Origin of the sequence: Pseudomonas sp. (genome assembly GCF_030150285.1) — a bacterium.
Taxonomy (GTDB): domain Bacteria; phylum Pseudomonadota; class Gammaproteobacteria; order Pseudomonadales; family Pseudomonadaceae; genus Aquipseudomonas.
This window is the reverse complement of record NZ_JASLGE010000024.1, coordinates 1-23,637: the sequence shown is the minus strand read 5'-3', so window position 1 is coordinate 23,637 and position 23,637 is coordinate 1. Positions and strand designations below refer to the sequence as shown.

Annotated in this window: 20 protein-coding genes; 2 read left to right on the top strand and 18 right to left on the bottom strand. The window is 59.0% G+C overall.

Features of this window, described 5'->3' with window-relative positions; translation table 11 throughout:
- Positions 1-98: 98 nt before the first annotated feature.
- The 3 genes from tsaB to ppc form a co-directional block, all read right to left on the bottom strand.
- Positions 99-785, bottom strand: a complete 687-nt coding sequence (tsaB, locus tag Q1W15_RS04365; protein WP_300723760.1) for a tRNA (adenosine(37)-N6)-threonylcarbamoyltransferase complex dimerization subunit type 1 TsaB — start codon at positions 783-785, stop codon at positions 99-101.
- A 92-nt stretch (positions 786-877) separates the two neighbouring features.
- The gene (adk, locus tag Q1W15_RS04360) at positions 878-1,525 is read right to left on the bottom strand and encodes an adenylate kinase (RefSeq protein ID WP_300723721.1); all 648 of its coding nucleotides are present in this window, start codon (positions 1,523-1,525) and stop codon (positions 878-880) included.
- Between the two features lie 285 nt (positions 1,526-1,810).
- Entirely contained in the window at positions 1,811-4,441 is a 2,631-nt protein-coding gene (gene ppc, locus Q1W15_RS04355; protein ID WP_300723706.1) for a phosphoenolpyruvate carboxylase, read from the bottom strand.
- 281 nt (positions 4,442-4,722) lie between these two features.
- Here ppc and Q1W15_RS04350 point away from each other — a divergent pair, with 281 nt between their 5' ends.
- A complete protein-coding gene (locus Q1W15_RS04350) occupies positions 4,723-5,121 on the top strand; it encodes a DUF4398 domain-containing protein (RefSeq protein WP_300724285.1) in 399 nt (132 codons plus the stop codon).
- Between the two features lie 66 nt (positions 5,122-5,187).
- On the top strand, positions 5,188-5,967 hold the full coding sequence (locus tag Q1W15_RS04345; protein WP_300723695.1) for an OmpA family protein: 780 nt from the start codon (positions 5,188-5,190) through the stop codon (positions 5,965-5,967).
- A gap of 391 nt (positions 5,968-6,358) precedes the next feature.
- On the opposite strand, the gene Q1W15_RS04340 is transcribed toward Q1W15_RS04345, so the two are convergent.
- From Q1W15_RS04340 to Q1W15_RS04270, 15 genes are all read right to left on the bottom strand, one after another.
- Positions 6,359-6,685, bottom strand: a complete 327-nt coding sequence (locus Q1W15_RS04340; protein ID WP_300723687.1) for a hypothetical protein — start codon at positions 6,683-6,685, stop codon at positions 6,359-6,361.
- Positions 6,682-7,596: an alpha/beta hydrolase gene (locus Q1W15_RS04335; RefSeq protein ID WP_300723672.1), complete on the bottom strand. Its 915-nt coding sequence runs from the start codon at positions 7,594-7,596 to the stop codon at positions 6,682-6,684. The genes Q1W15_RS04340 and Q1W15_RS04335 overlap by 4 nt, the downstream gene beginning before the upstream one ends.
- A 17-nt stretch (positions 7,597-7,613) precedes the next feature.
- Positions 7,614-8,891: a flavohemoglobin expression-modulating QEGLA motif protein gene (locus tag Q1W15_RS04330; protein ID WP_300723656.1), complete on the bottom strand. Its 1,278-nt coding sequence runs from the start codon at positions 8,889-8,891 to the stop codon at positions 7,614-7,616.
- Positions 8,892-8,914: 23 nt separating this feature from the next.
- The gene (locus tag Q1W15_RS04325; RefSeq protein WP_300723639.1) at positions 8,915-9,463 is read right to left on the bottom strand and encodes a hypothetical protein; all 549 of its coding nucleotides are present in this window, start codon (positions 9,461-9,463) and stop codon (positions 8,915-8,917) included.
- Positions 9,464-9,745: 282 nt separating this feature from the next.
- On the bottom strand, positions 9,746-11,248 hold the full coding sequence (gene lysS, locus Q1W15_RS04320) for a lysine--tRNA ligase (RefSeq protein WP_300723624.1): 1,503 nt from the start codon (positions 11,246-11,248) through the stop codon (positions 9,746-9,748).
- Between the two features lie 115 nt (positions 11,249-11,363).
- Positions 11,364-12,459 (bottom strand): peptide chain release factor 2 gene (gene prfB / locus Q1W15_RS04315; RefSeq protein ID WP_300723612.1). Its coding sequence is split into 2 segments (ribosomal slippage): positions 11,364-12,386 and positions 12,388-12,459, totalling 1,095 coding nucleotides; the frame shifts between segments, so codons are not numbered across the junction.
- Positions 12,460-12,731: 272 nt separating this feature from the next.
- Positions 12,732-13,733: a PleD family two-component system response regulator gene (locus tag Q1W15_RS04310; protein ID WP_300723596.1), complete on the bottom strand. Its 1,002-nt coding sequence runs from the start codon at positions 13,731-13,733 to the stop codon at positions 12,732-12,734.
- Between the two features lie 52 nt (positions 13,734-13,785).
- Positions 13,786-14,796 (bottom strand): chemotaxis response regulator protein-glutamate methylesterase, encoded by a 1,011-nt coding sequence (locus Q1W15_RS04305; RefSeq protein ID WP_300723583.1) that lies wholly within the window; start codon positions 14,794-14,796, stop codon positions 13,786-13,788.
- The gene (locus Q1W15_RS04300) at positions 14,793-17,099 is read right to left on the bottom strand and encodes a hybrid sensor histidine kinase/response regulator (protein WP_300723571.1); all 2,307 of its coding nucleotides are present in this window, start codon (positions 17,097-17,099) and stop codon (positions 14,793-14,795) included. Before Q1W15_RS04300 ends, Q1W15_RS04305 begins: the two co-directional genes overlap by 4 nt.
- A complete protein-coding gene (locus Q1W15_RS04295) occupies positions 17,096-17,794 on the bottom strand; it encodes a chemotaxis protein CheW (protein WP_300723555.1) in 699 nt (232 codons plus the stop codon). Before Q1W15_RS04295 ends, Q1W15_RS04300 begins: the two co-directional genes overlap by 4 nt.
- Complete coding sequence (locus Q1W15_RS04290; protein WP_300723542.1) at positions 17,791-19,077, bottom strand: CheR family methyltransferase; 1,287 nt, start codon at positions 19,075-19,077, stop codon at positions 17,791-17,793. Before Q1W15_RS04290 ends, Q1W15_RS04295 begins: the two co-directional genes overlap by 4 nt.
- Positions 19,074-19,589 (bottom strand): chemotaxis protein CheW, encoded by a 516-nt coding sequence (locus Q1W15_RS04285; protein WP_300723528.1) that lies wholly within the window; start codon positions 19,587-19,589, stop codon positions 19,074-19,076. Before Q1W15_RS04285 ends, Q1W15_RS04290 begins: the two co-directional genes overlap by 4 nt.
- The gene (locus Q1W15_RS04280; protein WP_300723513.1) at positions 19,589-21,211 is read right to left on the bottom strand and encodes a methyl-accepting chemotaxis protein; all 1,623 of its coding nucleotides are present in this window, start codon (positions 21,209-21,211) and stop codon (positions 19,589-19,591) included. The genes Q1W15_RS04285 and Q1W15_RS04280 overlap by 1 nt, the downstream gene beginning before the upstream one ends.
- A 143-nt stretch (positions 21,212-21,354) precedes the next feature.
- Complete coding sequence (locus Q1W15_RS04275) at positions 21,355-22,077, bottom strand: tellurite resistance TerB family protein (protein WP_300723483.1); 723 nt, start codon at positions 22,075-22,077, stop codon at positions 21,355-21,357.
- Positions 22,078-22,111: 34 nt separating this feature from the next.
- Complete coding sequence (locus Q1W15_RS04270; protein ID WP_300723469.1) at positions 22,112-23,218, bottom strand: NADH:flavin oxidoreductase/NADH oxidase; 1,107 nt, start codon at positions 23,216-23,218, stop codon at positions 22,112-22,114.
- Positions 23,219-23,637: the final 419 nt, after the last annotated feature.

The window sequence follows — 23,637 nt, the reverse complement described above, 5'->3', positions numbered from 1 at the left end:
AGCGGCGTTGGCCCGACTAAGCAAATACACGGATGACCGCTTGTAGGCGCGAGCTTTTAAAAGTCAAAAGATCACGAGCAAGCTCGTTCCTACGGGAGCTAGATGAGACCACGCTCGGCTTTGGTCGCCGCCACTTTGTCACGCAGGTACACCGGCTGGGCCTCATCGGCCACAATCGCTTCGCCCCGCGCCCAGGCAAAGCGCGCCAGGGTCAGCAGGTCTTCAGCGTGCGGCAGCATGCCGGCGTCCAAGGCATAGGGTTTGACGCTCAAACGCTCGGCATAGCCCCAGCCAGTGCCCGCGCCAAACCAGTCGCCGCTGGCCCCTTCCGGTAAACCGGCAACGTCGGGTGGCAATACCGCTTCGGCCCCGACCAAGCGCATCTCGCCCGCTTGCTCGCGGTAGCAGCCCCAATACACCTCGTCCATGCGCGCATCGATGGCCGACACCACTTGGGTCGCGCCGTGCTCGCGGTAGGCGCGTTGCGCCAACACAGCCAGGTTGGAGACCGGCAACACCGGGCGATCCAGCGCGAACGCCAAGCCCTGCACCACACCGATAGCGATGCGCACGCCCGTGAATGCACCCGGCCCGCGACCGAAGGCAATCGCCTCGACGGCCGACAGCTCGACACCGGCCTGCGCCAGCAAGTCCTGAATCATCGGCAGCAGCTTTTGCGCATGCAGGCGCGGGATCACCTCGTAGTGGCTCGTGACCTTGCCATCGTGCAGCAAGGCAACAGAGCAGGCTTCAGTCGCGGTATCCAGGGCCAGCAAGGTGCTCATCGGTGTTCCCGTCAGAATCAAAATGAAAAAAGTGTCGCAGTATAAACAACAACAGCCCGCAAGCGGGCTGTTGGATTGGCGCTAATCGACGATCAGCTCAGGGCTTCCAGCACCTTGGCGGTGATGGCTTCAACCGAGCCGACACCTTCAACGTGGCTGTACTTGGGCTTGCCCTGGGTAGCCGCCAGGTTCTGGTAGAACGCGACCAGTGGCTTGGTTTGCGAATGGTAAACCGACAGGCGATGACGAACGGTTTCTTCGGTGTCGTCCTTGCGCTGAACCAGGTCTTCACCGGTCACATCGTCTTTGCCTTCCACTTTTGGCGGGTTATAGACGATGTGGTAAACGCGACCCGACGCTTCGTGAACACGACGGCCAGCAATACGCTGAACAATTTCTTCGTCTTCAACCGCGATTTCCAGAACGTGGTCCAGTTCAACGCCGTTTTTCACCAGCGCTTCGGCCTGTGGAATGGTGCGCGGGAAGCCGTCGAACAGGAAACCATTCTTGCAGTCGTCCTGGGCGATACGTTCTTTGACCAGGTTGATGATCAGGTCGTCAGAGACCAGACCACCGCTGTCCATGACGCCTTTGGCGATCAGGCCCAGCTCAGTGCCGGCTTTGACGGCAGCACGCAACATGTCGCCGGTAGAGATTTGTGGAATGCCAAACTTTTCAGTGATGAACTTTGCCTGAGTACCTTTACCGGCCCCGGGAGCTCCCAGCAGAATTACGCGCATCGATGTGCTCCTCAAATTTTTATTTAAATAACAACTGACTCGCCTCTTTGGACCAGTCTCAGAATAGGGTTATGGCTGCATAAACGGCCAAAGGCTGATCAAGATACACAGCAGGCCCGACCCACACAAGACGGCAAAAGTAGGAATAATCGTAGGTAAACCGGCGCTTATGACGCGGTGCTACAGGTCGCAACCCCACACGAAAGTGTCGCTTGCAAACATCGGGCGGTCTCATTCGAGAGCCGCCCAAGCGCTCGTTGGGCGACATCTGATCCTGTTTTTTTCTTAGCCGGTGTTACGCAAACCGGCCGCAATTCCGGCCACAGTCACCAGCAATGCTTGTTCCAGAGGGCTGTCTTGGGTGGTTTGTTGGCGTCGTGAGCGGGCCAGCAGTTCCGCCTGCAATAAATGAAGAGGGTCCAGGTAAGTGTTGCGCAAGCGGATAAATTCCAGGGTGTCCGGGCTGTGCGCCATCAACTGCGTTTGCCCGGTTAACCCCAGCACCACCGCGCAGGCCTGCGACAATAAGTCGCGTAAGTGAGCCCCCAATGGCAGCAGTTCATCGGCCACCAGACACTCGTCATAGAGCCGGGCGATGTCAGCGTCCGCCTTGGCCAGCACCATCTCCAGCATGTCGATGCGGGTACGAAAGAACGGCCATTGCTCACGCATATGCGCCAGCCGATCACCTTCGCCGCGGGCCAGTGCCTGGCTCAAGGCCGTTTCCCAGCCCAGCCATGCGGGCAACATAAGGCGGGTTTGTGTCCAGCCAAAAATCCACGGGATCGCCCGCAAGCTTTCAATACCTCCCGCCCGACGCTTGGCCGGGCGGCTGCCCAAGGGCAAGCGGCCCAATTCCTGCTCGGGCGTGGACTGGCGAAAGTACTCCACAAACTGCGGGTTATCACGCACCACGCCACGGTATGCCTTGAGCCCGTCAGCGGCCAGTTCATCCATCAACGTGCGCCAGCCGGGTTCGGGCAAAGGCGGCGGCAACAACGTGGCCTCAAGTACTGCAGCCAGGTACAAGTTGAGGTTTTGCTCGGCGATGTCCGGCAGGCCGAACTTGAAGCGGATCATTTCACCCTGCTCAGTCGTACGGAAGCGCCCCGCTACCGAGCCCGGCGGCTGCGACAAAATGGCCGCGTGGGCCGGGCCACCGCCACGCCCAACCGTGCCTCCACGGCCATGAAACAACAGCAGCTCAACACCTTGCTCGTGGCAGATGTTGACCAGGGTTTCCTGAGCCCGATACTGCGCCCAAGCGGCGGCCGTGGTGCCCGCATCCTTGGCCGAATCGGAGTAACCGATCATCACTTCCTGCGGGCCCGACAGGCGTGAGCGGTAGCCCGGCAGTTGCAACAGGCGCTCAATTACCGGCCCCGCATTGTCCAGGTCGGCCAGGGTTTCAAACAACGGCACGACGCGCATCGGGCGCTCAAGCCCGGCCTCTTTGAGCAGCAATTGCACGGCCAGTACGTCCGAAGCCGCCCCGGCCATGGAGATCACATAAGAGCCCAGTGAAGCCCCCGGAGCTGCGGCCACTTCTCGGCAGGTGGCCAGCACTTCAGCGGTGTCGGCGGCGGGTTTGAAATACCCGGGCAACAGCGGTCGGCGGTTATTCAGCTCGCGCATCAGAAAGATCAGTCGCGCGTCTTCGTCCCAGTCTTCGTAACGACCCAGCCCCAGGTAGTCGGTGATTTCGGTCATGGCCGAGGTATGGCGCGCTGCATCTTGGCGCACGTCCAGGCGCACCAGAAACAGGCCAAAGGTCACAGCACGGCGCAGGCAATCGAGCAGCGGCCCGTCGGCAATGACCCCCATGCCGCAGGCATGCAGCGACCGGTAGCACAGTTGCAACGGTGCCAGCAGGTCACGGTTGTCCTGCAACACGGCTTCGGGAGCCGGTTGCGCAAGGCTCAGCGCACTGTGCGCCCAACTGCGGGTCGCGCGCAGGCGCTCACGCAGTTGCTTGAGTACCTCACGGTATGGCTCAGCCCGCTCTCCAGCCACGGCCAGCAACTCGGGAGTGGCCTGTTGCATGGACAGCTCAGCGGCTAGTTTATCGATATCGCGCAGGTACAAATCGGCCGCCATCCAGCGCGCCAGTAGCAACACTTCACGGGTCACGCCAGCGGTGACGTTCGGGTTGCCATCACGGTCGCCGCCCATCCACGAAGCAAAACGAACCGGTGCGGCTTCAAGCGGCAGGTGCAGACCGGTGGCCGCATGCAACGCCTCATCGGCCTTGCGCAACATGTTCGGTACGGCGTGCCACAGCGAATGTTCGATGACCGCAAACCCCCACTTGGCCTCATCAATCGGCGTGGGCCGGGTACGACGGATTTCTTCGGTGTGCCAGGCTTCGGCAATCAGCCGTTGCAAGCGCTGCTCAATCTGCTTTTTCTCGGCGAGGGTCAGGTCGCGATGATCCTGGGCGGCCAACTGCTCGGCAATCGCATCGTACTTTTGGATCAGCGTGCGCCGGGTGACTTCTGTGGGGTGCGCGGTGAGCACCAGTTCAATATCGAGGCGACTGACCTGGCGCGCCAGGAATTCGGCACCCTGCCCCTCTGCCAGTAATCGCGCCAACAGCCGGGGCAATACCAGCGCCTCAAAAGGTGCCGGTTCGCCTTCTTCCCGCCGATGAATAAGTTCGTACTGCTCGGCAATATTGGCCAGGTTCAAAAACTGGTTGAAGGCCCGCGCCACCGGCAGTACTTCATCATCGCCCAGGGCACCCAGAATTGTGCTCAACTCCTCGCCCGTGGTGCCGCGCCGGTCGGCCTTGGCCCCCTGGCGAATACGCTCGATTTTGGCGAGAAACGCTTCGCCGTACTGATCACGGATGGTATTACCCAGCAGTTCACCCAGCAGGTGAACGTCGTCGCGCAAGCGTGCATCAATATCGCTCATCAGCCATTTCTCCAGCAGATTCCGGGGCCAGCTCTTCACACAAGAGTGCGTTGCAACGGCTCTTTTTGACAAGTCATTGCCGTGGGCTAAGGTCATTTTGTACTGATCAGACCGGCTCGACGCAATTTGGCCATTTGCCATCTTTTTTTGAACTATTCAAAAAACGCTCAGGTCACAGCCAATAACCATCACTGCTGGACGTGTGTTGCAACACCCACAGAATCACCGCTGGTGTGATGGAATTCTAAGTTTTAAGGAGCCTTCCAATGGAGTTGAAGACCATGATGACCCGCACTGTCAAAACCGCATCACCCCGCCTGCGCGGGCTAAAACTGGCTGCGCTGGCGATCGGTACCAGCTTCGTTTTGGCGGGTTGCGCCGGTAACCCGCCGACTGAACAGTACGCCGTGACCCAATCGGCAGTGAACAACGCCGTCAGTGCCGGGGCCACCGAATACGCGCCCGTAGAAATGAAATCGGCCCAAGACAAGCTCAAGGCCGCTGAACTGGCGATGCATGACAAAAAGTATGAAGACGCTCGTCGCCTGTCCGAACAGGCAGAGTGGGATGCTCGTGTAGCAGAACGTAAAGCGCAGGCCGCAAAAGCCGAGAGGGCTGTACAGGATGCTCAAAAAGCCATTCAACAACTGCGTCAGGAAGGCATGCGCGGCTTGCAATAAGCGCCGCCCTTTCCTGACTGCACCTGGCGACACAGCATTCCTCATCGATAGAAAGGACTAAATATTATGCGCAATACAGTCATGATTCCTGCCCTGTTGGCTCTGAGCGTTGGCCTGGCGGCGTGCTCCCACCAGCCAAACGTAAACCTGGAACAAGCCAAGACCAACTACTCGGGCCTGCAGACCAACCCTGAAGCCACCAAGCTTGCCGCCCTTGAAACCAAGGATGCCGGCGAATGGCTGGACAAAGCTGAGAAGGCTTACCTGAACAACGACAAAGAGACCAAAGTAGACCAACTGGCTTACCTGACCAATCAGCGTATTGAAGTGGCCAAGCAAACCATCGCGCTGCGCACCGCTGAAAACAAGCTTAAAGCCGCCGGTTCCGACCGTGCCCAGGCACTGCTGGACGCCCGTGATGCCCAGATCAAACAGCTGCAAGGCATGAACGCCAAGCAAACGGATCGCGGCACCCTCGTGACCTTCGGTGATGTGCTGTTCCAGTTCGGTAAATCCGAGCTGCAACCCAACGGCATGCGCAACATCAAGACTCTGGCCGACTACCTGAACCAGAACCCGGATCGCAAAGTGATCGTTGAAGGTTACACCGACAGCGTCGGCTCGGCGGCCTTTAACCAAGGCCTGTCGGAGCGTCGTGCCAATTCGGTGCGCAATGCGCTAGTACGCCTGGGCGTTGATCCGAGCCGCATCGTGGCGCAGGGCTACGGCAAGGAATACCCGGTTGCCAGCAACGCAACCGACTCGGGCCGTGCACAAAACCGCCGTGTGGAAGTCACCATCTCGAATGACAACCAGCCTGTAGCACCGCGTTCTTCGGTGCAGTAAGCGTTAACTCAAAAGCCCCGCCTGAGCGATCAGGCGGGGCTTTTTATGGCCTCGAAGGCGCAAGATCAACAGATCGCGAGCAATCGAGCGTCGACCGGCTGCGCCTACGGATGGCAGAGTTTGTAGGAACGAGCTTGCTCGTGATCTGTTGATCTGGTTTTTGATCTAAAGGGCCCCCGTACACCCGTCAACCATGTGTCCGGTCTGTGCAGCTTTTCAAAGTGGCACGGCGTAAAGCCGGAACCTTAAGTCGCCGTGACCGCAGCAATGGATAAGGCTGCTGAACGACAGCGCGGCGTCATTGCGCGTTTAAAGATCAAAAGATCGCGAGCAAGCTCGCTCCTACAGGGCATTGAAGGCGGGTCGGCCCCTCCGGCGTGGGGTGTGGAACTTATTGCTCCAGTGTCGGGGGTTTCTGGCCCAGGCAGCGCACGGCTTGTTTCTTGTTATTGACCAATACGCCGGTCAGGCCTTTTTGCTCGGTGTCAAACAGCACAATGATGCCGTCAATACACTGCGCCACCTGGTTAGCCGGGGTCAGTGACACTTTGTAGTCTTCACCGGGAATGGTCTTGAGCATGGTGAAGTCGTTCAGCAACAGGGCATCTTCAGGTTTGGCAAAGTGCAGGTAGCCGTAGTACCACAGCACGCCGACGGTGCCGATGATGGTGCAAATACCCGTGATGATCAGCGGGATGGCGTTACGTTCTTCACTCATGGTTGGCTCTCGGGTTCAACGTTATTCGAATTCGTAGCGGCGGGGTAATTGGGGATTTCACCCAGACGCCGCACGCCATTAAAATGCTGCGGGTCGTCCAGGTAGCGCAGCATCACGTGCTGCCAGGTCGGGTCGGCAAAGGTTTGCACATGCCCGCCGCGGGTCAATTGCAGCACCTTGGGCAGGGGCGCAGCTTCATACAGCCGCAGGCCGTTTGACAGCGGCACAATCGGGTCGTCCAGGCTATGGAAGATCAGCATCGGCACGCCGTCCAGGCCGGGGATGGCATACACGGCGCTGTCGCCATCCGGCACGAACCAGGACAACGGCACTTGCAAGGGCCAGGTCAGCCACGATGTGCTCAAAGCAAATTGCCCCACCTCGCGGTAGCTCGCCGGCACACCATCAAGCACCAGCGCTTTGACCTGCTCACGGCGCTCAGGGTGCTGGCTCAGATAATACACCCCCATCGCCCCACCCAAGCTCTGGCCCAACACGATCAGCGGCTGGCCTTGCGTGTCGGGCTGTTGCTGCAACCAGTCGAAGGCGGCGTCAATGTCCTGATACACCGCCGGCAAACCGGGCGTGCCTTGCGACAGGCCGTAGCCACGGTAGTCGAGCATCAACACCTGATAACCCTGTTCGGGCAACCAGGCGGTGGCCCCCAGATGATAGGCAAGGTTGCCGCCATTGCCGTGCAGGTGCAGCACCGTGCCTTTGACCGGAACACCCGGCTTGGCCGGCAGCCACCAGCCATGCAGGCGCGTACCATCAGCAGCCTTTAAATTGACATCACGGTACGCAAGCCCGGCCGCCGTGGGCGTGATCGGCTGACCCGGTTCGGGATAGAACAGCACTGAGCTGCATCCACTGAGGGTGAACAGCAGGCAGAGTGCAGCCAGGGTTTTCATTGCGTCAGATACCTGATTTACAGAATATTGGAGTAGTCCGCTTCTATGCGGTCCAGGCTCAGGTGGTTGAGAAAGTTGGAGAAACACATCCAGGCCGCCAGCGCGTTCATGTCACGGAACTGGTCAGGCAAGAACTTCGGCGCAACCACCAGGCCTTCATCCACCAACTGGCGCAAGGTCCGCATGTCTTCAAGGGTGGTTTTACCGCAAAACAACAGTGGCACTTGCTCCAGCTTGCCTTTGCGCACGGCCAACTGAATGTAGTTGTAAACCATGATAAAACCCTTGAGGTAGGACAAGTCTTTGGTAAACGGCAGACCATTAGGCACCGAACCCCGGAAAACGCGGCTCGCATTGCCGTAGCTCTCCGACATTTCAAAGCCCTGCTCCCGGAAGAACTGATAGACCTGCATGAAGTCTGCGCCCTCTTCCACCATATGAATGGCGCGCGTGCGGTTGGTGAGCTTGCGCAGGCGGCTGGGGTAGGAGGCAAAGGTGATGATTTCCATCAGGATCGCCAGGCCTTCCTGGGTCACGGTCGAAGACGGCGGCCCCTTGGCCAGGAAAGTGCAAATCGGCTGGTTCAGCCCGTTGAGCGTTGTGCCCACATGCACCAACCCTTCGTGCACTTCCAGCGCACGCACATCACGCTCGTTGAACATCGCATCCGCCCGGATCTTGATGTAATCAGCGCCCGCCGCCGCGTCGGCCACAATACCGTCAGACTCGAAGACCCGAATGGTTTCTTCCGCCTCGCCAAACACCTTGTTCAGACGGCCTTGCAGCAAATTGACCGCATCCTTGGCCGTTAAGGTCTTGGCTTCGTCCTTGAGTGCACCGCGATCGTCGATTTTGTCCAGGTAGTCGGACATCATCAGCCCCAGGTCGGCCAGCGTGGGGTCGCCGGCATGGAAGGCATCTGAAGCGGCACCATAGAGCTCCTGGGAGATCAGCCCGAAGTCTTCGGTGCCGCGCGCCTCCAGCATGCGCACCACCATTCGGTACTCTTTGCACATACGCCGCATGATCTGCCCGACCGGGTTGAACTGCCCCAGCTGACGGGTGATATCGCGCTCAATGTTCTGGAACTCCAGCTTCACCGCGCCCGAATCAAAGGACAGCGCTCGCCCCTGATAATACTCACGGCTGACCGCAGGCATTTCCTTGCCTTTGGCCTTGAGAAAGCCCTGACGGATGCTGTCATCCCATTTCACCGCATCCAGCACGCGGATCGGGGTTTGCGCGACTACGATGCGGTCTGACAACGTGCGAATCGTGCGCTGATAATCGTCCACCCGGTGCTCCTTATAAAAAGCCGTTATTTGGCCACACGCTGATAACGGGCGATTTCAACGAACACATCGGAGTTCGCCGGATCATCCAGATAAGCAAAGACTTTAGCTGAAGGGCTGTCGATTTGTACGCCCGTGCCCTCAGCGGTTTCCACCGGCTCGCCGGTCAACGCCGACTGGCCGATCGCCTGGCGGACCTGTTCGAGGTCCAGGTCGTAGACCACCAGTTCCCCCGTAGGGGTTACTTCAAAACCATTGAGCGTGTAGTTGCCACCCTGCGCAGCGGGCATCGCCGCCGAGGCATACCAGCGGTTACCGTGGCGGGCGACGATGAAGGTATAGCGTTTGCGGGCCTTGAGTTCACCTTTGGGGTAGACCTCGGCTTGGTAGCGCGTTTTATCGATCGCTCGAATATTCAGATGACGCGCCTGCCCCCAGGCATCCTGGCTGACCCATTGACCCAGCAATGTCTTGGGTGCCTTGTGTGGTTCAAGGGGGGCTTGGGTAAACGTGACAAGACAACCGTTCAACAGTAAAAACGACAATGCCAGCAGCATTACGCGCCAAACTTTCATGCCTGCATCCTTCTATAGAGCGGACAGCACTTATTGAGTAGGGCCTGATCTTCCATCCGACTGACAATAGTCGTCAACACTTGGCCAGTGTTGTTGAAGAGCCCCCCCTCCTCTGTCGTCGCTGCCGCAGGCTGCGATAAGGTCCGCAGGCGCATGCTCTTGGCTGAGGCAGAGGGTTTCGATGCAGCCCATCGCAGCCTGCGGCAGCGGCTACAAGCGCGTAGCCTCAATCACCGGGCAATAAAAAACCGCCGGCAGTCGGCGGTTTTTTAGTCTGCATCATTACGCTTGTGGGCGCATGTGCGGGAACAGAATCACGTCACGGATCGACGGCGAGTTGGTCAGCAGCATCACCAGGCGGTCGATGCCGATGCCTTCACCAGCAGTCGGTGGCATGCCATATTCCAGGGCACGCACGAAGTCGGCGTCGTAGTGCATGGCTTCATCGTCGCCTGCATCCTTGTCGGCCACCTGCGCCATAAAGCGCTCCGCCTGGTCTTCTGCGTCGTTCAGCTCGGAGTAAGCGTTGGCGATTTCACGGCCACCGATAAACAGTTCAAAACGATCGGTCACGTTCGGGTTGTCGTCGTTACGACGGGCCAGCGGCGACACTTCGAACGGGTACTGCGTGATGAAGTGTGGCTGCTCCAGCTTGTGCTCGACCAACTCTTCGAAAATCATCACCTGCAACTTGCCCAGACCTTCGAAGCCCAGCACTTTCGCGCCGGCTTTCTTGGCGATGGCACGCGCCTTGTCGATATCGTTCAGGTCGTCAGCGGTCAGCTCAGGGTTGTACTTGAGGATCGAGTCGAACACGGACAGACGCACAAACGGCTCACCGAAGTGGAACACCTTGTCGCCGTACGGCACGTCGGTGGTACCGAGAACCAATTGAGCCAGTTCGCGGAACAGCTCCTCGGTCAGGTCCATGTTGTCTTCGTAGTCGGCGTACGCCTGGTAGAACTCAAGCATGGTGAATTCAGGATTGTGACGGGTCGACACGCCTTCGTTACGGAAGTTGCGGTTGATCTCGAACACCTTCTCGAAGCCGCCCACGACCAGACGTTTGAGGTACAGCTCCGGTGCGATACGCAGGAACATTTCCATGTCCAGCGCGTTGTGGTGGGTTTCGAACGGCTTGGCCGCCGCGCCACCCGGAATGGTTTGCAGCATGGGCGTTTCGACTTCGAGGAAGTCACGGGCCATCAGGAAGTTACGGATGTGAGCGATCACTTGCGAACGTACACGGAACGTGTGACGCACGTCTTCGTTGACGATCAGGTCAACGTAGCGCTGGCGATAACGCTGCTCGGTGTCGGTCAGGCCGTGGTGCTTGTCGGGCAACGGGCGCAGGGACTTGGTGAGCAGGCGCACGTTGGTCATTTCAACGTACAGGTCACCCTTGCCGGAGCGGGCCAGGGTGCCTTCGGCGGCGATGATGTCACCCAGGTCCCAGGTTTTCACGGCGGCCAGGGTTTCTTCCGGCAGGGTTTTACGGTTGACGTAGACCTGAATGCGACCGGTCATGTCCTGAATCACCATGAACGAGCCACGGTTAAGCATGATACGACCAGCGACCTTGACCGCAATTGCCGCTTCAGCCAGTTCTTCCTTGGTCTTGTCGGCGAACTGCTTCTGCAGGTCAGCGCAGTAGTGGTCACGACGGAAGTCATTCGGGAAGGCATTGCCTTGGGCGCGCAGGGCCGCCAGTTTTTCCTTGCGCTGAGCAATCAGGGCATTTTCTTCCTGTTGCACAGCTTGCGGGTCGAGTTGTTGGTCGCTCATGTCTTAAAAAATTCCATCACAGGTTCGTTGCCCCCGCCTTGCGGCAGGGGGAAGCGGGCTTAAGCACGCCTTCAAGGCATCGCGTCAGCTGCGCACTTTACGGATGTAGCGTGACTTACAGCCCTTGTTTCAGGCTGGCCACCAAGTATTCGTCGATATCGCCGTCCAGCACCTTGTCGCAATCGCTGCGCTCGATGCCGGTACGCAAGTCCTTGATACGCGAGGCATCAAGCACATACGAACGGATCTGATGACCCCAGCCGATATCGGACTTGGTGTCTTCCAGCGCTTGGGAGGCGGCGTTGCGCTTTTGTATTTCCTGCTCGTAAAGACGCGCCCGCAACATTTTCATGGCGGTGTCTTTGTTCGCATGCTGCGAGCGTTCGTTCTGGCAGCTCACCACGGTGTTGCTCGGGACGTGGGTAATTCGCACGGCCGAGTCGGTGGTGTTTACGTGCTGACCGCCCGCACCGGAGGAACGGTAGGTATCGATCCGCAGGTCTGACGGGTTGATATCGATTTCAATGTTGTCGTCGATTTCTGGCGAAACGAAAACGGCCGAGAACGAGGTATGACGGCGGTTACCCGAGTCATACGGGCTTTTACGCACCAGGCGGTGGACGCCAATCTCGGTACGCAACCAGCCAAACGCGTATTCGCCTTTGATGTGTAAGGTTGCACCCTTGATACCTGCCACTTCGCCGGCGGACAGCTCCATGATGGTGGCATCAAAGCCGCGCTTGTCGGCCCAGCGCAAATACATCCGCAACAGGATATTGGCCCAGTCTTGGGCTTCGGTGCCGCCGGAGCCCGCCTGAATGTCCAGGTAAGCGTTGTTGGCGTCCATCTCACCGCTGAACATGCGGCGAAACTCGAGTTTTTCAAGAGACTCGCGCAGGCGTTCGACTTCCTCGGCAACGTCATCCGCCGCCGCCTGGTCTTCTTCCTCGGCGGCCATCAACAGCAGGTCCTTGGCATCGGCCAGGCCGGAGTGCATCTCGTCGAGGGTTTCTACGATCTGCGCCAGCAAGGAGCGCTCGCGCCCCAGTTCCTGGGCATAGGACGGGTTGTTCCAGACACTCGGATCTTCAAGCTCGCGATTGACTTCGGTCAGACGCTCATGCTTTTGATCGTAGTCAAAGATACCCCCGAATGGTTTCGGAGCGCTCTGACAGGTCCTTGATGCTGTTAAGGATTGGGTTGATTTCCATGGCTGGCGGCACTCGTAGGCGATTTTTACAAAGCCGGGGAGTATACCGTAAACATGGGTTGGCAGCAGCCCGCCTGGCGGGGGATCAACCATCCCTGAGCCTGCCACGGCCAACCCGGCGTTTTGCCAGGTTACGCACTGCGCAAAACCTGTATTCGGCCAGCGTGGTTTTATGGAGCCTCTTAGATCAAACGCGCGCAGGAGCCGCCGGTCGACGCTCGATTGCTCGGGATTTTTTAAAGATCAAAAGATCGCGAGACAAGGTGTGCTGCGTTACTCGATCCCCACCTGGTTACGCCCATTGTTCTTGGCCAGGTACAGGCCTTTGTCCGCCGCCGAGATCAGTTGGCGGCAGTTGCCGCTCTGCTGTGGGGTCAAGGTGGACAGGCCGATGCTGATGGTCAGGCTGCTGCCTTCGCCCGGCGCAATATGCGGGATTTTCAAGGCTTCAACAGCCTGGCGCAGTTTTTCAGCCACCAGTCGGGCACCGCCCTGCGAGGTGTTGGGCAGCACAATGGCAAATTCTTCTCCGCCATAACGGGCTGGCAAGTCAGAGGGCCGGCTGCTGGCATCGCGGATGGTGGCCGCCACTTTGCGCAAGGCTTCATCGCCGTCCAGGTGCCCAAAGGTGTCGTTGTAGGACTTGAAATAATCCACATCGATCATCAGCAACGATAACTGGGTTTGCTCACGCAAGGCACGACGCCACTCCAGCTCCAGGTATTCATCAAAATGCCGGCGGTTGGACAGCCCCGTCAGGCCGTCAGAGTTCATCAACCGTTGCAGCACCAGGTTGGTGTCCAGTAACTGCTGCTGGCTGACGCGCAATGCGCGGTAGGCAGCATCGCGTTGCAGCAGGGTCATGTAGGAGCGCGAGTGGTAGCGAATACGCGCCACCAACTCGATGTTATCCGGCAATTTCACCAGGTAATCGTTGGCCCCCGCCGAAAACGCGGCGCTTTTGATCAGCGGGTCTTCTTTGGTGGAAAGCACGATGATCGGGATGTTCTGGGTGGCCGGGTGGTTGCGGTACTCGCGCACCAGGGTCAACCCGTCCAGGCCCGGCATCACCAGGTCTTGCAGGATAACTGTTGGCTTGATGCGAATCGCCTGGGCAATGGCCTCATGCGGGTCGGCACAAAAATGAAAGTCAATATTCTGTTCCAGTGCCAGACCCCGGCGTACGGCTTCGCCGATCATGGCCTGATCGTCTACCAGCAATACCATGGCGGCATTTTCATCTGTTCTAACGTCGTCCAACTGTAAGTCGTTCATGCGCGTTCACCTGAATTACTGCCTTCAAGCCAGTCCTGCCGGGTTTTGTCATTCATTTGGCAAATATCTCCAGCAAGCGTGGCGCAATCGTGTTCAAGGCCCGGACTTCTACGGCGGCATTAATACTTGCCGCGGCTTTGGGCATGCCATAGACCGAGCTGCTGTGTTGATCCTGGGCAATGGTGAGAAAACCTTGCTGGCGCATAAGTTTGAGCCCTTGAGCCCCATCGCGCCCCATACCGGTTAACAACACCCCTACCGCATCGCCATTCCAGAAATGGGCGATGCTTTCGAAAAACACATCAATCGAGGGTCGATATATTTCATTCACTGGCTCCGCGGTGTAAGCCAGCGTGCCGTTTTTTAACAAACGAATGTGATGATTAGTGCCGGCCAGCAACACAGAACCCGGCTGGGGCGTTTCCCCATCACGCGCCAAGCGCACGTCGAGCCCGCACGAGGTGCTCAGCCATTCCGCCATGCCGGCGGCAAACACTTGATCCACGTGCTGAACCAGCACAATGGCCGCCGAAAAATGTCTCGGCAAGCCTTTGAGCAGGGTTTCAAGGGCCGCCGGGCCGCCGGCCGATGAGCCAATGGCTACCAGGCCACCGCAGCGGCTCGGAGCCCGGGTGTGCGTCGCCGTCGGTTTGACCCGTTTGTCTGTCTGGCCCATCAACCAGCCAATATTGAGGATTTTTCGCAGCAGTGGCGCGGCAGCCTCTTTGGCATTGCCCGCGCCCAGCGCCGGCGTGTCCACCACGTCCAGTGCGCCAAAGCCCATGGCTTCAAATACGCGGTGCATATTTTGCTGACGGTCAACGGTGACAATGACAATTGCACACGGGCTTTCGGCCATGATCCGGCGCGTGGCCTCAACGCCATCCATCACCGGCATGATCAAGTCCATCAGAATCACGTCGGGGGTCTGCTCGGCACATAACCTCACGGCCTCTTCACCATTACCGGCGACCCACAGCAATTCGTGCGCCGGTTCGAAGGCCAAGGCGCGACGCAAGGCCTCAACGGCCAAGGGCATATCATTCACAATGGCGATATTCATGTCTGTGCTCCCCCGATGAGTTCAACCACAGCATCAAGCAACGCATCGTCATGGAAACTGGCTTTGGCTAGATAATAGTCAGCGCCAGCATCCAGACCACGCCGACGGTCTTCTTCTCGATCTTTATAGGAAACGACCATGACTGGCATCGATTGCAGGCGGCTGTCCCGGCGCAGCAATGTCACCAGTTCAATACCGTCCATGCGCGGCATGTCGATGTCGGTGATCAGCAAGTCAAAGTGCTCGGCGCGCAAGGCATTCCAGCCATCCATGCCGTCAACCGCCACAGCCACTTCATAACCGCGATTGATCAGCAGTTTGCGTTGCAGCTCTCGCACTGTCAGTGAGTCATCCACCACCAAAATGCGCTTGCGCGCCAATTCGGCGGTGTGCCGGTTACGCCGATCGATTCGTTCAAGACGCCCGGTGTTGAGCAGTTTGTCGACGGAGCGCAGCATGTCTTCGACATCCACAATCAACACCGGCGAACCGTCATCGAGCAAGGCACCGGCCGAAATGTCTTGCACTTTGCCCAGCCGCGGATCCAGCGGCAAGACCACCAGGGTGCGCTCACCGATAAAACGTTCTACCGCCACCCCGTAAACGGCCTCGCGTTCACGGATCACCACCACCTTAAGGGTTTCGTCATCACTTTGGCTGGGGGGGCGCTGCAGCAATTGGCTGGCAGCCACCAGCCCGACGTGCCGGCCTTCATGCCAGAAATGCTGACGGCCTTCCAGTTGCACGATATCGTCCGGGGCCAGGTCGCGCATACGCTCGATGTGCGCCAACGGGAAGGCGTAGGCCTCATCAGCCACTTCAACCACCAGGCTGCGCACCACAGACAAGGTCAATGGCACTTCCAATTGGAACCGGCTGCCCTTGCCCGAGGTTTGCTCCAGCACAATCGAGCCCCGCAGCAAGCGCACCATATGGTGCACGGCATCCAGCCCGACACCACGCCCGGACACTTCCGTCACCGTGTCGCGCAAGCTAAAACCCGGCAGAAACAGGAAGCTGAGCAGTTCCTCTTCACTCAACTGCGCCACTGTGGCGGCCGTCGACAACTGACGCTCAACAATAGTGTGGCGCAAGCGGTCCAGGTCTACACCCGCACCGTCATCGCTCAGTTCCAGCACCAACAACCCGGCCTGATGGGAAATGCGCAGGCGAATCTGGCCCTCCGGCGATTTGCCCGCCAGCAAACGCTGTTCAGGCGGCTCAATGCCGTGGTCGGCGGCATTGCGCAGTAAATGCGTGAGGGGGGCCTCGAGTTTCTCCAGGACGTCACGATCCACCTGGGTTTTTTCGCCTTCGATGTCCAGACGGATCTGCTTGCCCAGCGCACGCCCCAGGTCGCGCACCATGCGCTCTTGCCCAACCAGAACATCGGCAAACGGACGCATGCGGCATGACAATGCGGTGTCATACAACAATTGCGCCCGCTGGCCCGCCTGCCAGCCGAACTCATCCAGCTCGGCGGCCTGTTCGCTCAGCACATGCTGTGACTCGGCCAGCAGGCGCCGGGCATCCACCAGGGCTTCTTCGGCCTCATGGTGCAAGCCGACAATTTTGAGGTGTTCGCTGAGGGTGTCCAGGGCACGCAAACTGGCGCTCTGCATGCGTTTGAGGCGCTGAAGCGCAACCAGGTAAGGTTTGAGCCGCTGGGTTTCGACCAGCGATTTGCTGGACAGATCCAGCAAGCTATTGAGCCGTTGCGCCGTGACACGCAACACGCGCTCGCCACTTTCAGTCAGGCGCTGGGGCCGGCGTGCCAGTTCAGGCTCGGCCATCACCGGCGGCTCGACCGGCACAGCCACAGGCTCAATGACAGCCTCGGGTAGAGGCTCTGCCAACAACAACTGCGACACATCGAACGCAGGGGGCGCACAGGCCGTGCGCACATTCGCCGCTGACGGGTCCAGCAACCGCTCCAGCAACGCGACATAAGCGTCAATATCCGCCGGGCCCACCTTGGCCTCCGGGGTGGCGATACGCATCAACAAGTCGGTGCCCTGCAACAAGGCATCAATATGCTCGGGTTGTAGGTACAAACGCCCTTCCTGGGCACTGACCAGACAGTCTTCCATCACATGGGCGACACTGACCCCGGCATCCACCCCGACAATGCGGGCTGCGCCTTTGAGTGAGTGCGCCGCGCGCATGCAGGCTTCAAGCTGGTCGGCCTGGCGCGGGTTACGCTCCAGGGCCAGCAAACCGCTGTTCAGCACTTGGGTCTGAGCGTCTGCTTCAAGGCTGAACAGCTCCAGCAACGAAGCATCGCGCATTTGCTCGGGGGTCATGTGAGGCTCCGGGTGATAGCGCTGAGCAATTGCTCTTCATTCAGCCAACGCAGGCTCCGGCCCTTCCATTGCAGTACGCCTTGCGTGTACTTGGCACTGGCGTGTTCGCCCGAAAGCGAAGCCGTGCCTAACACCTGTTCTTCAATGTTATGAACCCCATCGACCTCATCCACGGGCACCACCACGGGCACCACCACGGGCCCGCCGTGGGCCGCGAGGATCAACATGCGCGGCATCACCCGTGCCGTTGTCACACCGGTCACGCTGGCGTCAAGCGCCAGCAGGTCCACCAGCGACAGGCACGGCACCAGCGCTCCGCGCACGTTGGCCACGCCCAGCAAGGCCCGCGAGCGCTGGTGAGGCAGCGAATGAATCAACTGCATCGGCGCGACCTCATCCAGACAGCGCGTGGCCAACCCCAGCCATTCGCCCCCCAGGCGAAAGACCACCAGCGAACGCGTGGCGATTTTTCGCTCAAGCACTTGCGGGGCATAGTGGTCCTGTTGCGCCTGCGCAAACGCATAGCGATCAAGCAAACGCGTGGCAGCGGCCGAATACACCGCACAGTTGCGGCAGTGGATGTGCTCGGGCAGCAACGCGCAGGACTTATCGCCGTAGATACCGATGCGGTTCCAGCAGTCATCAATGGCCTGGGCTTCGGTGTGGATCAAACGTTGGGCTGCTAAACCGCTCATTGTTTACGCTCACTGTGAACGGCCCGCTCATGACGGGCTGCACGGGCCTGCAAACGCTGGGCACCTGCGGTGTCGCCCTGGGAAGCCAGCAAGGCGGCCAACTGCGCCAGGGCCTCAGCGTGCTGGGGTTGCAGGTACAACGCTTTGCGATAAAACCCTTGGGCTTGAGCCGCCTGCATATCGACCTCACTGAGCAAACCCAACCAGTAAAACACTTGGGCCTGTGGGCCATAACGCTGCAAGGACTGTTCACAGACCGCGCGGGCAGCGCTGCTGTTACCTTCATTGGCCAAGGCGGCAATCTGCTTGAGCAACACCGCAGGTTCATCGGGCATCGACCGCAGCTCGGCAACCGGTGCAGGCACAGAAGTGGGCGCGCGCGAAGCAAAAGGACGGATGCTCGGTGCTATGGCAGGTGCCACCGGGCGCACTGAAGGTGGCGGTGCCACGGCAGCGGGTTGAACGGGCGGTATCACCGGCAACGGGTCGGTGCTGTGGCAAAAGGCAAACGACTGCGGTGCCCCCATCGATCGCATGCCCATACGCCCCAGCAGGCTGCCTTCCGCCGGGCCGATAAACAGCACGCCATCATTGCGGGTCAGCCGTTTAAGTACGTGCAGTGCCTGCTGCTGGGTGTTCAGGTCAAAGTAGATCAACAGGTTGCGGCAAAATACAAAGTCGTACGGCTCGTGGCTGGCCAACAGTGTCGGGGCCAGCACGTTACCCACGTAAAAACGGATTTGCTCGCGTACCCGGCTCGCCAGGTGATAGCCGTCAGGCTCAAGGCTAAAGTAACGTTCGCGAAAATCGGTCTGGTCGCCGCGAAAGGAGTTTTTGCCATACAGCGCCTGTTCGGCGCGCTGCACCGACAGCGGGCTGACATCCAGGGCATCGACCTTGAATTGATGCCCGGCCAGGCCAGCATCGAACAGCGCCATTGCAATCGAATAAGGTTCTTCGCCGGTGGAACACGGCAAGCTCAAAATTCGTAATGCCCGCCGGTTGCCGATGTCCGCCAGACGCTGGCGAGCCAGTCGGCCCAGGGTGGCAAACGATTCGGGATAGCGGAAAAACCAGGTCTCGGGCACGATCACCGATTCAATCAGCGCTTGCTGCTCATCCTGCGAACTGAGCAAACGCTGCCAATAGTGCTCGTTATCCGTCATGTTCAATGCCGCGCAACGCTGGCGCACGGCGCGTTCAATGATCGCCGGGCCGACAGAGGCCACATCCAGGCCAATGTGCTGTTTCAGGTAATCGAAAAAACGTTGGTCGGCGCTCATGCAAACACCTGCCCTTGGTCGGCATCAGTGTCCGGCGGGAAGATCAGCGCACACACGGAAGGTGTCAGCAAGTCACTGATCGTAATCCACTGCACCAAGCCACGCTCATCTTTGCGCACCGGGCCCAGATAAGGTGCGTCGCGGTTGTCCAGGCCATACGGTTGAAAATCATCCGCGCTACACCGCAGCGTGTCGGTGGCCTGCTCAAGCATCAGCCCCAGCAAACGCCCGCGATAGTTGACCAGCACGAGGCGCGTACTGGTGCGTTCGACGGCCGTATTACCAAACGTCATGGCGCTGATGTCGATCACTGGCACCATTTGCCCTCGGTGCGAAAACACACCCGCGACCCACGCAGGGGCCTGGGCAATGGGCTTGAGCGGTAAACGTGGCAACACCTCCACAACATCGGTGGCCGGCAAGGCATAACGCTCATCACCGATATAGAACACCAGGAACAGGCGCTTGCTTGGCACTGTCCCGGCCGCGTTCAAGGCTTGAGGAGCACTCATCAGACTTTAAAACGCGACACGCCACTGCGCAGCCCGACTGCAACCTGACTCAGTTCGTCGATTGCAAAACTGGCCTGACGCAAGGACTCAACTGTCTGACTGCTGGCATCCCCCAGTTGCACCAATGCATGGTTGATTTGTTCAGCGCCCGTGGCCTGGGCCTGCATGCCCTCATTAACCATCAGTACCCGTGGGGCCAACGCCTGAACCTGATGGATGATTTGCGACAATTGCTCACCCACTTGCTGCACTTCGGACATGCCACGGCGTACTTCTTCAGAGAACTTGTCCATGCCCATCACACCCGCCGATACCGCTGACTGGATTTCGCGCACCATCTGCTCAATGTCATAAGTGGCCACGGCCGTTTGGTCCGCCAATCGCCGGACTTCAGTGGCGACCACGGCAAAACCCCGGCCATATTCGCCTGCCTTTTCGGCCTCAATGGCGGCGTTGAGGGACAACAGGTTGGTCTGGTCGGCCACCTTAACGATGGTCACGACCACCTGGTTAATGTTGCCGGCCTTCTCGTTGAGAATCGCCAGCTTGGCGTTTACCAGGTCGGCAGCGCCCATTACCGAGTGCATGGTCTCTTCCATGCGGGCCAGGCCTTGCTGGCCGGAGCCCGCCAGGATGGAAGCCTGATCGGCAGCCGAAGTCACTTCGGTCATGGTGCGTACCAGGTCGCGGGACGTGGCCGCAATTTCACGGGACGTTGCGCCAATCTCGGTGGTGGTGGCCGCCGTTTCGGTGGCCGTGGCTTGTTGCTGCTTGGAAGTGGCGGCAATTTCCGTGACCGAGGTCGTGACCTGAACAGACGACCGTTGGGCCTGAGACACCAGCGACGTCAGCTCGGTCATCATGTCGTTAAAACCCGTTTCCACGGCACCAAACTCATCCTTGCGCTCCAGGTTCAAGCGCCGACTCAGGTCGCCGGAACGCATGACTTCAAGGATGGAAACGATGCGCTTCATCGGCGACATGATCGCCTGCAGCAGCAGGTAGCCGCACAGCCCGGCAGCAAGCACGGCAATCACCAGCGAGATCAACATACTGATCTTGGCCGCGAACACGGCTTCGGCAATGGACTCAGCCGCATCACGGGCAGCCGTACTGTTGGCATCAATCAGCGCGTTGAGTTGCTTGCGACCTGACATCCAGATCGGTGCCAACTGCTCGGCAACCAGGACCTGTGCCTTGTCGTATTCCTGATTTTCATAAAGCTCAAGCACATTGGCCAAGCGGTGGCCGTACTCAGTGTGCAGGCGTTCAAATTCATCGAAAGAACTGCGGTCCTCACCATCAAAAATAGTGGTGCGGTAGTTCGCCAGCTCTTTGTCCAGGCGCTCTTCAAAGCTGGCGTACTGTTTGCGATCTTCGTTGGTCAGCGGGCGGTGGTCGGACGAGCCCACCAACTGCAAGGTCAAAATGTAGCTGTCGACCCAGGCACTGCGAACCATCGAGCTGTAATAAACCCCGGGGATCGAGTCGGTGCGAACCGTCTCTTCACTGTTTTCCACCGACAGCAACCGCGAGTACGCCGCAACCACCATCAACAACATGATGGCGATGATTACCGCAAAGCTCGCCAAAATGCGTTGGCGTAACGTCCAGTTCTTCACAGTCAATCCTCGGGGGGCCATTCAAATGAAGCGGAGTATAGCCGAGGGTACGCGATGATTCGTAAGACCTTTGCGATCGATCTCACAGCTACAAGTAAAAAAACCTACAATTCGAATGAACTATTTTTGCAATTCGGTTTCCTTCAGGCCAGTTGACCGGCGGCGTTTTTAACCTGAGCTTCCAACTCCGCCTTAAGGCCTGGGTCCAGGTTCAGTTGCTTGGCCAATTCATTCAGGTACGCTCGCTCCATAAAATGTTCCTCATCCACCAGAATCACACTGGCGATGTACATTTCTGCCGCAATTTCCGGGGTGCTGGCGGCGCGGGCCACTTCGGCGGGATCAAGCGGCTTGTTGAGTTCGGCTTGCAGCCAGCGCTGCAAACCTGGGTCGCCACTCAATTTACTGACTTCGCCATCGATCAACTGACGCTCACGCTCATCGATATGGCCATCAGCCTTGGCCGCGGCCACCAACGCCTTGAGGATCGCCTGACTGTGTTGTTCCACTTGCGGTGCAGGCACGCGGTCAATGGTCTGGGGTTCCATTTGCGGGGCTGTGCCCTGGTTGGCCTGCCAATTGCCATACGCTTTATAGGCCAGCACGCCCAACGCCGCCAAACCGCCGTAAGTCAACGCTTGGCCGCCAAACTTGCGCCCCTTTTTGCTGCCCAGCAACAAGCCCAGCACGCTGCCAGCCATCACTCCGCCCCCCGCCCCCGAGAGCAGGCCGCCCAACCCGCCGGAACCCAGCACATTGCCCAAACCGCCTTGGCTGCCGGCACCGCCGGTTTGAGTGCCGGTTTTTTTCGCCAGCATGTCCTGGCCGGATTTCAGTAACTGGTCGAGCAATCCACGGGTATTCATAAGCAGCCTCTCTTCATAGGGTTCAAGAAATGTATCAATCGCGCAGATCCGATTCATGAAGCGGTTGATCGCGATGGGTGGCACGGTGGTACTGAGCCGGCCAGGTCGCCTTTTTACCTCCCAGGTCATCATCGGCATGCAGCGGCCAGTAAGGGTCGCGTAACAGTTCACGGGCCAGCAGAATCAGGTTCGCCTGCCCTGTACGCAGAATGTGTTCTGCCTGAGCGGGCTCGGTAATCATGCCGACAGTGCCGGTAGCAATGCACGCTTCTTTGCGCACACGCTCGGCGAAACGCGTTTGATAACCTGGCCCCACCGGAATTTCGGCGCTGGCGGACGTACCGCCCGAGGACACGTCAATCAGGTCCACTCCCAGTGTTTTAAGACGCCGCGCCAGCTCAACCGTTTCGTCAGGGTTCCAGCCGTCTTCTACCCAGTCGGTAGCCGACACGCGGACAAACATCGGCAGCTCTTGTGGCCAGACCTCGCGCACGGCCTCGGTCACTTGCAGCACCAGGCGAATGCGGTTTTCGAAGGAACCTCCATACTGATCACGACGCTGATTACTGATCGGCGAGAGAAATTGATGCAACAAGTAACCGTGAGCCGCGTGCACCTCGACCACAGAGAATCCGGCCTCCAATGCACGCCGGGCCGCGTCGACAAATGCCTGAATAAGAGCACTGATTTGCGCTTCGCTCAGTGGCGTGGGAGCGGTGTGCTGCGGGTCAAAGGCAATGGGTGAGGGGCCAACCGGCACCCAGCCGCCCTCTTCCACTGTGACGCTGCCTGGCTTGCCCAGCCACGGCCGGTGAGTGCTGGCTTTGCGCCCAGCATGGGCCAGTTGAATACCGGCAACGGCACCTTGAGCGCGGATAAAGCGCGTAATACGCTGCAGCGGCTCAATCTGCTCATCGTTCCACAGCCCCAGGTCGTGGGCAGTGATACGCCCGTCAGGCGTGACGGCGGTGGCCTCGGTGAAGATCAGGCCCGCACCGCCCACGGCGCGGCTGCCCAAATGAACAAGATGCCAATCGTTGGCCAGCCCGTCGACGCTGGAGTACTGGCACATGGGTGAGACCGCAATGCGGTTGTTAAGGGTCAATTGGCGCAGCGTATAGGGTTCGAGCAACAGACTCATGGGTCACCTCTCATTTTAGTGGGCAGGCTCCAAGCACTGCTAAGAGACTAGTCGACAACACTGGATGAGGGAGGGTTCAAGATGAGCTGTTGAAGGAAAGAACCGCAAACAACAGGCCAGAGAGTCGGCAGCATCCCCGATCGGCCAGCGTGGCTCAAAGGGCGCGCGTAGGAGCGAGCTTGCTCGCGATCTTTTGATCTTTAAAAGCGCGATGACGCTGCGCTGTCGTTCAGCATTCCTATCCATTGCTGCGGTCACGGCCACTTAAGGTTCCGGCCTTACGCCGTGCCACTTTGAAAAGCTGTACAGACCGGACACATGGTTGACACATGTGCGGGGACATAGTGGACACATTATGAACCGTAATCTGGCTTGTTCACGTCGATAGTTCGCAAAAAGTGATGGCAGAAGTAGACGTC